The organism is Austwickia sp., assembly GCA_016699675.1.
GTDB lineage: Bacteria > Actinomycetota > Actinomycetes > Actinomycetales > Dermatophilaceae > Austwickia.
The window spans coordinates 502,862-515,552 of sequence record CP064985.1 but is presented as its reverse complement, the minus strand read 5'-3'; the positions used below and the strand labels follow the sequence as shown (position 1 = coordinate 515,552).

The following is a 12,691-nucleotide window of genomic DNA, read 5'->3' as shown; positions in this document are numbered from 1 at the left end:
GGTGAGCGTGCCGTGACGTGAAAAGTGCCCTTGAGCTGCGAGGATGTCGATTGTCTAGGCCGATATCCGCGTGGTTCGAAGGGCACTTCCCAGGTGAGTAAGCGTAGCGGTCCCTATCCCCTTGTCCGAGTCGACACCGCGGCAGTGCCCGCGGTCGCGCACGCGGGGGTGTGCTGCTGACCCGGACCGCGACCACCTCCGGGCTGGTCGGGGCGTTGAGTGCGGCGCTGACGCCGTGGCGTAAGTCGCTGGCCCGGCATGACCCGGCCAAGGTGCTGCTCGATCTGGCGATCTCGCTGGTCCTGGGTGGGGACGCCTGCCGTGATGTGGCGCTCATCCGCTCCGAGCCGGGCCTGTATGGCCTGGTGGCCTCTGATGCCACGATCTCGCGCACGATCGCGGCCCTGGCCGGCGACGTGGCCGCCGTGGAGAAAGCTGTGGCCACCGCTCGTACCGCGGCACGGGCGCACGTGTGGACCCTGGCCGGTCGGCACGCCCCCAACCAGCAGATGTCGGCCTCTCATGCGCTGGTCATCGACCTGGACGCCACGCTGATCACGGCCCACTCGGACAAGGAGGCCGCCGCGGCGACGTTCAAGAAGACCTTCGGATTCCACCCCTGTGCGCCTTCGCCGACCACGGCCCACACGGCACCGGTGAATCCCTGGCGATGCTGCTGCGTCCCGGGAACGCCGGCTCTAACACCGCGACCGACCACGTCACCCTCACCAAGCAAGCCCTGACCGCCGTCCCGGGGATCAACCCGACCCGCCCGGGTAAGAAGGTCCTGATCCGCACCGATGGCGCTGGCGGCAGCAGGGAGTTCTTGGGGTTCCTGCACCGACGTGGCCTGTCGTACTCGATCGGGTACACCCTGCCCGCGATCACCCCGGAGCTGTATGCCCTCCTACCCGCCACCGCGTGGCAGGACCCCTACGACGCCGACGGCGCCCTGCGCGACGGCGCCGCCGTCGTGGAGTTCACCGACCTGCTCACCAGCACGAACCTCCTAAAGGGGTACCCGCCCGGGATGCCGGTGATCGTGCGTCGAGAGCGGCCCCACCCCGGCGCGCAACTACGGTTCAGCGACGTCGAAGGCTACCGACTTACCGCATTTGTCACGAACACCACCCGCGGCACCTCGCCGACCTGGAACTACGCCACCGCCGCCGAGCCCGCTGCGAAGACCGGATCCGCATCGCCAAAGACTGCGGTCTGACGAACCTGCCCTTGCAGGGCTTCGACCAAAACCGGATCTGGCTCCTGATCGTCCAGATCGCAGGCGACCTGCTCACCTCCTGACTTGCACATGTCGGGTGTGATTCTGCGGTCGGGCTCGCGTTTGTCCTGGTCAGGGATGTGCGGGGTTGGGCGTTGACACACTAACCGGGTGGGTAGCGTGCCTTCTCGTGGTGTTCCTGCGGAAGGTGCGGACGGCGTCGGGAGCGACGGCGGTGCAGATCGCTGAGCGTGTTGGCGGGCGGGACAAGGTGATCGAGCATCTTGGGTCGGCGCATTCGGAGGCTGAGCTGGCGGTGTTGATGCAGGCCGGCCGCCAGAAGATGCATGAGGGCCAGGGCGAGCTGGATCTGGGCCTGGGAGAGCGCGGTTCGCGTGAGGCGGTCGTGGTCGGGCAACGCTCGCGGGTCCTGATCGAGGTGGTTGAGGGGAGCTTGGCGACAGCTCGGGTTCGACGTTGTCGGGGACGAGGCGTTCTTCCAGCTGGTGCTCGCGCGCCTGGTGGAGCCGACCAGTAAGGCCGATTCGGTGCGGGTGCTGACCGAACTGGGATTGGCTGCGGCGCACCGCAACACGTTCACCGCGACGTTGAAGCGGTGTGGGCAGCGCGGATACCGCGACCAGATCGCGACCGCCTGCTTCACCCAGGCCGCCACCAGTGGGGACGTGTCCTTGGTGCTGTACGACGTGACGACCCTCTACTTCGAGGCGGAGCACGAGGATGACCTGCGCAAGGTCGGTTTCTCCAAAGAACGCCGGGTCGATCCTCAGATCGTCGTCGGGTTGTTGGTCGACCGGGCCGGGTTTCCCCTAGAGATTGGGTGCTACGAAGGCAACAAGGCAGAGACGACCACGATCGTCCCGATCGTCAAGGGGTTCCAGGCCCGGCACAACCTGAGCGACATGGTGGTCGTCGCTGACGCCGGGATGCTGTCAGCGGGCAACTTGAAGGGCCTCGACGAGGCCGGACTGCGGTTCATCGTCGGGTCCCGGGTCACCAAGGCCCCAGCTGATCTGGCCTCGCATTTCCGGTGGCACGGAGACGCGTTCACCGACGGGCAGCTCATCGACACGATCACCGCGCGCGTGGCCACCGCCGCCGCGCGTTGCGTCAATGACAGCTCCCAGCGGCCCGAGCCGGTGTGGGACCCGGCAGTCCACACCCGCTCATGGCGTGCGGTGTGGGCGTACTCCCGCAAACGAGCCACCCGCGACGGGCACACCATGAGGCTGCAGGAAAACCGCGCCCGGGCCGTCGTCGCCGGCGAGAAGGCCGCGCGCACACCACGATTCGTCACCACGAAGAACGGCACCCAGTCCTTGGACGAGGCGTCCCTGGCTCGAGCCCGACGCCTCGTGGGCTTGAAAGGGTACGTGACGAACATCCCCACCAACGTCATGCCCGCGGCCGAAGTCATCGCCAGCTACCACGACCTGTGGCAGGTCGAAGCCTCGTTCCGGATGAGCAAGGCCGACCTGCGAGCCCGCCCCATCTTCCACCACAACCGCGACGCCATCGAGGCCCACCTGACCATCGTCTTCACCGCCCTGGCAGTGGCCCGCCACCTCCAGAACAGCACAGGGATGAGTATCAAGAAGATCATCCAGACCCTGCGACCCCTGCGCGATGTGACCATCGCCATCGCTGGCCAGACCATCACCGCCCATCCCGCGATCCCCGACGACATCCAAGCCGTCATCCACAAGGCGACCCACTAAACCTGTGCAACTCGGGTCGAAGGCTACCGACTTACCGCATTTGTCACGAACACCACCCGCGGCACCTCGCCGACCTGGAACTACGCCACCGCCGCCGAGCCCGCTGCGAAGACCGGATCCGCATCGCCAAAGACTGCGGTCTGACGAACCTGCCCTTGCAGGGCTTCGACCAAAACCGGATCTGGCTCCTGATCGTCCAGATCGCAGGCGACCTGCTCACCTGGACCGCTCTGCTGGCCTACCCCGAGCACCAGGCCCGCCGGTGGGAACCCAAGACGCTGCGGCTGCAGCTCTTCACGATCGCCGCGACCCTGGCCCGCACGGCCCGACAGCGACTCCTGCACATCAAGACCACCGCGCCCTGGGCGGGACTCTTCACCACCGGCTGGGACCGCCTCGCGATCCTGGCCCCGCCCTGAGCAACGCCACCACCCCGCCCCGACAACCCGCAACACAGCCCTCGTCCGTGGAAGACGACGCCCACCGGAAGCGCCGCCCCGGGACATTGTCATACCCACCGGCCAGAATCAGCCCCACCGAGGCGTTACCGACGGCCCGGCCCCCAACAGCGACCCCCTATGCAACATCTGGGTTAGGTCAGGAAAACCTTACGGGCCGCCCGCAGCGACTCGGACGAGCGACCCGCGATCGCCTATTCCGATTCGGTATCGAATGTGAAAGTGCCAGAAGGAAACACGTAAACCGGGCAATGAGCACCCGCCGCGACGTCCACATCGTGGACGTCGCATCTCACTCCGGGCGACGCCCGAACACCCGCTTGAAGAAGCCCTTCTTCTCCGGCTCCTCGGCGCCGGTGGACGGAGCCTGCCCGGCTCCCTGCCACGGTGCGGCCTCAGCCGGCTGGTCCCCGGCCGTCGCGCCGGGCACCGGGGGCACCGGGGACACCGGCGGCATCGAGGGCACCGCGGGCGGGTAGGGCGTGGCGGGCTCGGCGGGTGCCGAGGTCGAGGCGGCCGGCGACTGCACGGGTTCGGGCGAGACCGCCTCGGGGACATCGACGGGAGGCGCCTGGACGACCCGATCGGGGTCCGGGGCCGCCGGCATCCACACCGTGGTCGGCTCGTCCGGCCCAGGCTCCGGCGCGGGTCGCTCCGGATCGGCCGCGTGCGGGGCGGGTTCGACCACATGGGGCTCGGGTTCCGCGGCCATGGGCGCCTCGACGGGCGCCGGTGGCGTCCACGGCTCGGGCGTCCAGGGCTCCGGCGCTTGCGCGTCGTCGGCGGGCGTGGCGGTCGCGGCGGGTTCGATCGAATGCGGGGCGAACTCGGCGGCCGGGATCTCCTCGGGGGCCGGCACCGCGTCGGATCCCGGCGCGGGGGACGCGGGCCCCCAGGCGGGGATCGTGCCGGGGATCGTCGCGGGTGGCGGCGCACTCGGCGTACCGTCCCCGTAGTCCATCCCCAGGAACCGGCGCGTCTCCTCCGAGAAGACCTCGATGCCGTCCTGTTCCTGCAGCGCCGCCACGATGCGCTGCGCCGTCGCGGCGTGTACCCGCTCGGGGTCCGGCTGGCCGTGCAGGTCGATCATCGACTCGCAGCGGGACAGCCAGCGGCGGCGGGCGCCCTCGGGCAGGTACGTCGCGTAGCGGTCCGCCACGCCCTCGGCTTCCTCCAGCCAGAAGCTGAACAGGTAGCCGCCGAGGGCCATGTCGACCCGAAGCGGCTTGTCGGTGACGTCGGCGTCGGGGAAGAGGCCCTCCAGGAAGACCGCCAGCGACTCCTTGTCCAGCCCGGCGTCGGGTTGCACGAAGACCATGTGCGGGTAGCCGTTGCTCGCCATGGCCCTATCCTTGCGCACCCGCCGGTGGCGGCGAAGCAACCGGTAGGTTGGCCCTGGAGTCCGACCGTAAGCAGCCTCGTTGACCTCGACCCGGGAGTGAGCATGACAAGCGGCAAGATCGTCTGGACCAAGATCGACGAGGCGCCGGCGCTGGCGACGTACTCGTTCCTGCCCATCGTGCAGGCCTTCACCAAGACGGCCGGCGTCGACGTGGAGACCTCCGACATCTCCCTGGCCGGCCGGATCCTCGCCCAGTTCCCGGATCGGCTCGCCGCGGACCAGCAGGTGCCCGACAACCTGGCCAAGCTCGGCGACCTCACCCAGGACGCGACGGCCAACATCATCAAGCTGCCCAACATCTCCGCCTCCGTGCCGCAGCTCAAGGCCGCGATCAAGGAGCTGCAGGACAAGGGCTACCCGATTCCGGACTTCCCCGAGTCGCCCAGCAGCGAAGAGGACAAGGACGTCGCGGCCCGCTACGCCAAGGTGCTCGGCTCGGCCGTGAACCCCGTCCTGCGCGAGGGCAACTCGGACCGCCGCGCCCCCGCGTCGGTGAAGAACTTCGCCAAGAAGCACCCGCACAAGCTCGGCGAGTGGACCCCCGCCAACCACGCCCGGGTCGTTTCGATGAGCGATGGCGACTTCTACGGCAACGAGAAGTCGGTCGTCGTCTCCAAGGGCGACACGCTGCGCATCGAGCTCGTGAACAGCTCCGGGACCACGGTGCTCAAGGATGCCGTCACCGTCCTCGACGGCGAGATCGTCTCCACGACGTTCATGTCGGCCGCGGCGCTCAAGGCGTTCTACGCCGCCCAGATCGAGAAGGCGAAGAACGACAACCTGCTCCTCTCGCTGCACCTCAAGGCGACCATGATGAAGGTCTCCGACCCGGTGATGTTCGGCTACGCCGTGCAGACCTTCTTCAGTGACGTCTTCGACCGGTACGGCGAGCGCCTGGCGGCCCTGGGCGTCAATCCCAACCTGGGCCTCGGCGACCTGCTCGCCCGCCTGGAGAAGCTGCCGCCGGAGGAGAAGGAGGCCATCGAGGCGTCGATCAAGGCGCAGTACGACGCGCGCCCGGCCCTCGCCATGGTCGACTCCGACAAGGGCATCACCAACCTGCATGTCCCCAGCGACGTCATCATCGACGCCTCGATGCCGGTGGTCGTGCGCGACTCCGGCCAGATGTGGAACGCGGCGGGCGCCCAGCAGGAGACCCTCGCGATGGTCCCGGACCGGTGCTACGGCCCGATGTACGCCGCAGTCCTCGACGACTGCCGCGCCCACGGCGCCCTGGACCCGGCCACCATGGGCGACGTCCCCAACGTGGGGCTCATGGCGCAGAAGGCCGAGGAATACGGCAGCCACCCGACGACCTTCATCCTCGAACAGCCCGGCACGGTGCGGGTGCTCATGTCCGACGGCTCCGTATTGTCCGAGCACCACGTCGAGGCCGGCGACATCTGGCGGATGAGCCGGGTGCGGGACATCCCGATCCAGGACTGGGTCAAGCTCGCGGTCACCCGCGCCCGGGCCACCGGCGCCCCGGCGTGCTTCTACCTGGACAAGAACCGCGCCCACGACCGCAACGTCATCGCCAAGGTGCACAAGTACCTGGCCGACCACGACACCGACGGCCTGACCATCGAGATCAAGCCGCCGGTCGAGGCGATGGCTTACTGCCTGCAGCGGATTCGCCGCGGCGAGGACACCATCTCGGTGACCGGCAACGTACTCCGCGACTACCTCACCGACCTGTTCCCGATCCTGGAGCTGGGCACGAGCGCCAAGATGCTCTCGGTCGTTCCGCTGCTCGCGGGCGGCGGGCTCTTCGAGACCGGCGCGGGCGGCTCGGCCCCCAAGCACGTCCAGCAGTTCGTCAAGGAGGACTACCTGCGCTGGGACAGCCTGGGGGAGTTCTCCGCGCTCGGCGCGAGCTTGGAGCACCTGGCCAGCACGCAGGGCAACGCCAAGGCGCAGGTCCTCGCCGACGCGCTCGACGCCGCGATCGGCAAGTTCCTCGACGAGAACAAGTCCCCGGCGCGCAAGGTCGGCCAGATCGACAACCGCGGCAGCCACTTCTACCTGGCGCAGTACTGGGCCCGCGCCCTCGCCGACCAGGACGCCGACGCCGAGTTGAAGGCCCGCTTCGAGCCGGTCGCGGCCGCCCTGGAGAGCAACCAGGACGCGATCGACGCCGAGCTGCTGGGGGTCCAGGGCAAGCCGGTCGACATGGGCGGCTACTACCGGCCGGACGACGCCAAGACCTCGGCCGCGATGCGACCGAGCGGCACGCTCAACGCCATCATCGACGGGATCTGAGCTCGGACTCACGGGTACGTCGTCGCAGCGCGGCACCGGTCGCTTCGACCGGTGCCGCGCTGCCGTCGAAAGCCGCCCTTTCTTGCCTAGATTCTTAGTGCCACAACGAATTTCCTGACCAGGTTGGTGGGTGGTCTGGCGACCGACCCGGTCCGGGTGGCTACGATCTGAGGCGATGACGCCTTGCCCGCCCCCCGCACCCCCGGACGACGCCAACGGCGGCGCCGGCGGGGGCGATGACGCCTGCGGATCGGTCTTCACCCAGGCGCTGCGTGCGGCGATCGCGACCCGGGGAGCCAGCCTCGAATCCCTGCGGCAGGCGCTGGCCGAGCTGGGTTCCAGCGTGAGCGTCGCCACCCTCAGCTATTGGCGCTCGGGGCGCAGCCGGCCCGATCGGGGCGGCTCGATCATCGCCCTGGCCAATCTGGAGGGCGTCCTGAGGCTGCCCGCGGGCTTCCTGACGAGCAAGGTGAACCCGCGCGGACCGGGGAGCGCGGTGGCCAGCGAGCTGCCCACGCACTACTTCATGGCGGAGGTCCCGACCACCGGCCCGGGCGACGGCACCGACGCCGACGTGGTGCGTGCGGGATTCGCGATGCTGGGGATGGAGTCCGACGACGGGCTCGTGCGGGTGACCTACCACGACCGCCTGGAGGTGCGCCCGGACCGCACCGACGGGGCCCACGACGTACGCACGGTCTTCCTGGCGCGGCGCGGCGGCGTGCAACGGTTCCCGATCTGGTACAGCCACTCCGACGCCAAGGCCTTCCCCTTCATCATGGCGCTGTCCAACTGCAGCCTCGGCCGGGTCATCGAGTTCCGGGAGAAGACCGCGGTCGCGGCGGAAATGGTCCTCGACCACCCTCTGGACGAGGGCGAATCGGTGATCGTCGAGCACCGGATGGAGTCGATCGGGCAGACCATCGCCGTGCACAACCTCATGCGCCGGGTGACCCACCCCATCCGAGAGCTCGTGATGGAGGTGCGCTTCCCCGACGAGCAGATCCCCGTGGGGGCGGAGGTGCACACGGTCGTCGACGGCCAGCCGGTGCGGCGGCAGACCACGCTCGTCGGCAGGACCCTGCACCTGCTCGTGATCGACCCGCAGCCTGGGGTGTACGGCTTGACCTGGTCCTGGCCCGGGGGCCCGGCATGACGCTGTCCCCGCACAGCGGCGAGAACGATCCGTTCGCCGCCGCGCTCCGCGCCGCGATCGCGCAGCGTGGCCTGTCGCTGGACCGCATCCGCTACCACCTCATCCAGCGCGGGCACGAGCTGTCCGTGGCGACCATCAGCTATTGGCAGTCCGGGCGTAGCCGTCCCGAGCGCGCCTCGTCGATCGCCGCCATCGCCGCGCTGGAGGACATCCTCGGCCTCGAGAACGGGCACCTGGCCGCGAAACTGCCTGCCCGGCGCCGTGGTTCGGGACCGTCGATGCAGAGTTCGGCGGAGGCGGCGGACGCCTATCTGCCGTGCGCCGACGACCTCATGGGCCGCCTGGGGCTGTCCCGTGACGTGAGCCTCACCCTGGTGTTGGTCCACGACCAGGTGCACATCGACGCCGCCGGTGCGGAGGTCGCCCACCACGTGAAGCAGCTGTTCGTCGCCGAGCGGGACGACGTCGACCACTACTGGGCGTACTACCAGGCGACCTCGCAGCCGTTCATCGAGAGCGTGCACAACTGCACGGTGGCGGACGTCGCGGAACTGCCGGACCAGGGCGTCATGGTCGCCAAGATGGCGCTCTCGCGGACCCTTGCCAAGGGCGAGTCGATCCTCGTCGAGCACCGCGCCGGGCAGCGTGAGCAGGCCATCTCGGACCGCACCATCGAGCGGGCCTTCCTCCATCCGGTCCGCTCGGCGCACACGGAGGTGCGCTTCGATCCGGCCAGGCTGCCGCTGGCCGCGGAGCGATTCACCGTCGTGGACGGCGTGGAGAAGGTGGACCCCATCGTCATCGTGGGCCGCAGCGTGCACGCCCTCGTGCTGGACTTCGGCCCCGGCCTCTACGGGGTGAGATGGGAGTGGTGAGCCGGTGAGCACGTCCGCCGACCCGGTGACGATCGGCGTCGCGATCGCCGTCCCGGAGCCGCACGGCAGCCGGCTGCAAGCGGCCCGCCGCCGCTTCGGCGACCCCCTGGCGGACCTCATCCAGACGCACATCACACTCGTCGGGCCGCGCGCGGTGCCGCGGGCGGCGTTGCCGGAGATCGCCGCCCACCTGGCGGCCGTCGCGGCTCGGCACCCGGCGTACCAGGTCGTTCTCGACGGGACCGGCACCTTCCGCCCGGTCACCCAGGTGACCTTTCTCCGGGTCGGCGACGGCGCGCAGGCGTGCACGCGGCTGGCGGCGGACCTGCAGACCGGACCGCTGGCCTGCGCCGCCGCGTACCCCTATCACCCGCACGTCACCCTCGCCCACGACGTGGCGGAGGGCCGGCTCGACGCCGCCCAGCGGGAACTCGCGGACGAGCGCATCGAGTTCGCCGCGGACGCGCTGGGCCTGTACGTGTGCGGCGAGGACGAGCACTGGCATCCGCACCGCCTGTTCCCGCTGACGGGTGCGCCCTAAGGGGCCGCTCCCGTCAGCGGCGGTCGGTGCCGATCAAGGCCATTCAGCGCCCACCTTCGGTCAGTGGCGCTGATCCAGCCGGTGCACGCCCCAGGAGTCACCCGCGTCGCCCAGGGAGGGGTCGTACGCCGTCGTCCCGTCAGCCGTCATGGCGTACGCCGTCGCCTGGTACGCGCTCGCTGTCTGCGAGTCCACCTGGTAGGCGTCCTCGGCCACGGTCCACTCATCCGAACCGGCAGCGGAGGGGGCCGAGGTCGTCGAGGCCGCCGTGGGCGCCGCAGCGACCCCGGCGAAGGCCGGCACGGCGGCGTGCGCGGCAGCGTGTTGGGGGGCCTTCGCGGGGCGCGGGGCCGGGGCAGCCGTCCGCGTCGTCCGGACCGCTCGCACGGGCCGCCTGGGCCGCTTCGCCGGCGCCTCGGTGGGGTAGGGGGCGCGGGTGCTGGGGTGCTCCGGCCGCACGACGCCCGCCATGCTCGCCTCGAGCCGCTGACGGCGCAGCTCCCGGCGGCGGGCGTCCCGGCGCAGCTTGCGCACCCGCAGGGCGACGACGGCCACGGCCAGGATGGCGACCGTCCACGCCAGGACCTTGAGCACGGTGAGGAAGAAGCCGACGATCGCGGCGAGCAGCCCACCGGCGGGGGCTACCTCGGCGCCGGTGGCCACGTTCGCCGCCGGCGCCGCGACGGGGGCGGCCACGGGGGACGCGGCCCCGGGCAGCTTGCCCACAGCCTTGGCCTTCGACCCGTTGGCGAACGCCCAGTCAAGCAGGCCGGCCATCGGGCGCCAGTCGTTGGACTTGGCGCCCATGAAGGCCACGGCGTACGTCTTGTCCCCGCGGCGCACCGCTCCGACGAAGGTGTGACCCGCCGCGTCGGTGTAGCCGTCCTTGCCGCCGATCGTGCCCTCGTAGTTCCACAGCAGCTTGTTCTGGCTGGCGACCTGCTGAGTTCCGGCGAGCGAGGGCCCGCCGTTGGGCGCCGCGCTCGGCGCACCAGTCTCGGCGCTCGAGGCGGAGGCGGACGAACTCGGCTGCTCCACGGGCTGGTACTTCGGGAACGGATAGGTCTGCGTCGTGAGGATCTCCGCGACCTTGGGCGTGTCCAGCGCCCCACGCAGGATGGCGACTAGGTCGTACGCCGAGGTCTGCTGGCCCTCGGCGTCCAGCCCGTGCGGCGACCTGGGCACGGTGTCCTTGGCGCCGAGCTGCGCGGCGCGGTCGCTCATCTGCTTGAGGCTCTGTTCCAGTCCGCCGTTCGCGCGGGCCAACGCCTCGGCGGCGTCATTGGCCGAGCCCATCAGCAGGGCGTGGAAGAGCTGGTCGGCGGTGTACTCCCGGCCCGGCACCATGCCCACCCGGGTGCCGTCGACGCGGGCGTCGGAGTCGGTGGCGCGGATCTTGAGGTTGCCGTCCAAGCGGGGCAGCAGCGTTTGCGCGGTGAGCAGCTTCATCGTGCTGGCCGGCAGGTGGGCCTCGTGCGCGGCCTTGCCGACGAGCACGTCGCCCGAGCCCAGATCGGCGAGCAGATAGGAGGCGGCGGGGAGCTCCGGGGGGGCCTTCACGTCCGACGGCACGTCGGCGACCACGCCTGGATCGCCCAGCCGGTCCTCCGTGGGCGCGATCCTCGCGGCGGAGCCGGACCCGGCCCGGGCCCCAGACACGGCGGCGGCGGCCGCGTGCGCCGGGAGCGCGCCGTCCCGAGCGGAGGAACTCGCGGGCTGAGCGCCGGCGGGTGCCGCGGAGCACAGGAGGCAGGTGAGCACGGCGACGGAGCCGAGGACGACGCGGCGCCGTCCGGCCGGTGGCCGGAGACCCGCAAGGAGGGGGGCAGGCACGGAACCTCCTGGAGCGAAGCGTTGCTGCGACGCTACCGGCTCAGGCGATGCGCACCCGTGAGCCATGCCGCGACACGGCGACATAGCGCTCGACGAGGGCCTCGGTGAGCGCGTCCCAGGTCCGGCCCGCCACCTTGGCGGCACCCGCCTCACCCATCAGGGCCCGCCGCTCCCAGGCGTCCTCGGCGCACGTCAACTGAGCGACGCAGGAGCGCAGCGAGCCCTCCTCGGACTCCGGCGCGCCGGGCTCGAAGAGCAGCCCGGTCTGGCCGTGCTCGACCAGGTCCAGCGGGCCCCCCGCCGCCGGCGCGACCACCGGCAACCCGGTCGCCGCCGCCTCCTGCAGGGTCTGGCCGAACGTCTCCGAGGTCCCCGTGTGCACGAACACGTCCATGGCCGCGTAGACCCGGGCCAGGTCGTCGCCGTCCCGGCGCCCGAGGAACACGGCCCCGGGCAGGGCCGCTTCCAGCTCCGCGCGGCTTGGCCCGTCCCCGGTGATGGCGAGCCGCACTCCGGGCAGGTCGCGCAGCGCCGCCAGGCGGTGGACCTCCTTCTCCGGGGCGAGCCGACCCACGTAGCCGACGATCGTCTCCTGCCGGGGGGCCAGCCGCCGGCGCAGCGCCCGGCACCCCGCGTCGTCGCGCCAGAGCGGGTGGAAGAGCCGACCGTCGACGCCGCGGCCCCACAGGGCGGTGCGATCGATCCCCTCCCGGGCCAGGTCGGCGAGGGCCGCCGTCGACGGGGCCAGGGTCAGGTCGGCCAGGGCATGCACCTTGCGCAGGTAGGCCCACGTGACGTTCGCGAGCGGCGCGCCCGCCGCGCGGCCGTGCCGGGCGACATAGCTCGCCATGTCCGTCTGGTAGATGGCCACCGACGGGATGCCCAGCGCGCGCGCGACGTACAGGCCCCGCGCACCCAGGAAGAACGGCGAGGCGACGTGGACGACGTCCGGGGCGAACGCCCGCAGGACCGCCTCGATCTGGCGGGTCGGCAGACCCACCTGGAACTGCCGCACGGGCACGCTGGTGAGGCCGATGACGGGAAAACCGCGGTACGTCGAGGGCGCCGGGGATGGGGCGACGATGACGACGTCGTGGCCCAGCGCGGCCAGCGAGTCGACGACGCGACAGACGCTGGTCGTCACGCCGTTCACGGTCGGCAGGAAGGACTCGGTGACGATCGCGATCCGCACAGTCTGTACGGTGG

The 12,691-nt window shown here is 70.7% G+C and carries 7 protein-coding genes and 3 pseudogenes; 7 read left to right on the top strand and 3 right to left on the bottom strand.

The window, feature by feature from the left end; genetic code table 11:
- Positions 1–30 precede the first annotated feature (30 nt).
- The 3 pseudogenes from IPK37_02350 (at position 31) to IPK37_02340 (ending at position 3,377) form a co-directional block, all read left to right on the top strand.
- Positions 31–1,293, top strand: a pseudogene (locus IPK37_02350) (IS1380 family transposase).
- A 116-nt stretch (positions 1,294–1,409) separates the two neighbouring features.
- Positions 1,410–2,958, top strand: a pseudogene (locus tag IPK37_02345) (IS1634 family transposase).
- A 15-nt stretch (positions 2,959–2,973) separates the two neighbouring features.
- A pseudogene (locus IPK37_02340) lies at positions 2,974–3,377 on the top strand (transposase).
- Between the two features lie 331 nt (positions 3,378–3,708).
- Here the strand turns inward: IPK37_02340 and IPK37_02335 are convergent.
- A complete protein-coding gene (locus tag IPK37_02335; protein QQS01333.1) occupies positions 3,709–4,758 on the bottom strand; it encodes a hypothetical protein in 1,050 nt (349 codons plus the stop codon).
- A gap of 102 nt (positions 4,759–4,860) precedes the next feature.
- Between IPK37_02335 and IPK37_02330 the strand changes: the two genes are divergently transcribed.
- From IPK37_02330 to IPK37_02315, 4 genes are all read left to right on the top strand, one after another.
- Positions 4,861–7,080, top strand: a complete 2,220-nt coding sequence (locus tag IPK37_02330; protein ID QQS01332.1) for an NADP-dependent isocitrate dehydrogenase — start codon at positions 4,861–4,863, stop codon at positions 7,078–7,080.
- A 175-nt stretch (positions 7,081–7,255) separates the two neighbouring features.
- Positions 7,256–8,236, top strand: coding sequence for a hypothetical protein (locus IPK37_02325; GenBank protein ID QQS01331.1), 981 nt, complete (start codon positions 7,256–7,258; stop codon positions 8,234–8,236).
- Positions 8,233–9,111, top strand: a complete 879-nt coding sequence (locus IPK37_02320) for a hypothetical protein (protein QQS01330.1) — start codon at positions 8,233–8,235, stop codon at positions 9,109–9,111. Before IPK37_02325 ends, IPK37_02320 begins: the two co-directional genes overlap by 4 nt.
- A gap of 4 nt (positions 9,112–9,115) precedes the next feature.
- On the top strand, positions 9,116–9,652 hold the full coding sequence (locus tag IPK37_02315; GenBank protein QQS01329.1) for a 2'-5' RNA ligase family protein: 537 nt from the start codon (positions 9,116–9,118) through the stop codon (positions 9,650–9,652).
- A 60-nt stretch (positions 9,653–9,712) separates the two neighbouring features.
- Here IPK37_02315 and IPK37_02310 read toward each other — a convergent pair whose 3' ends face one another.
- On the bottom strand, positions 9,713–11,485 hold the full coding sequence (locus tag IPK37_02310) for a D-alanyl-D-alanine carboxypeptidase (protein ID QQS01328.1): 1,773 nt from the start codon (positions 11,483–11,485) through the stop codon (positions 9,713–9,715).
- A gap of 40 nt (positions 11,486–11,525) precedes the next feature.
- The gene (locus IPK37_02305) at positions 11,526–12,677 is read right to left on the bottom strand and encodes a glycosyltransferase family 1 protein (GenBank protein ID QQS01327.1); all 1,152 of its coding nucleotides are present in this window, start codon (positions 12,675–12,677) and stop codon (positions 11,526–11,528) included.
- Between the last annotated feature and the right edge of the window lie 14 nt (positions 12,678–12,691).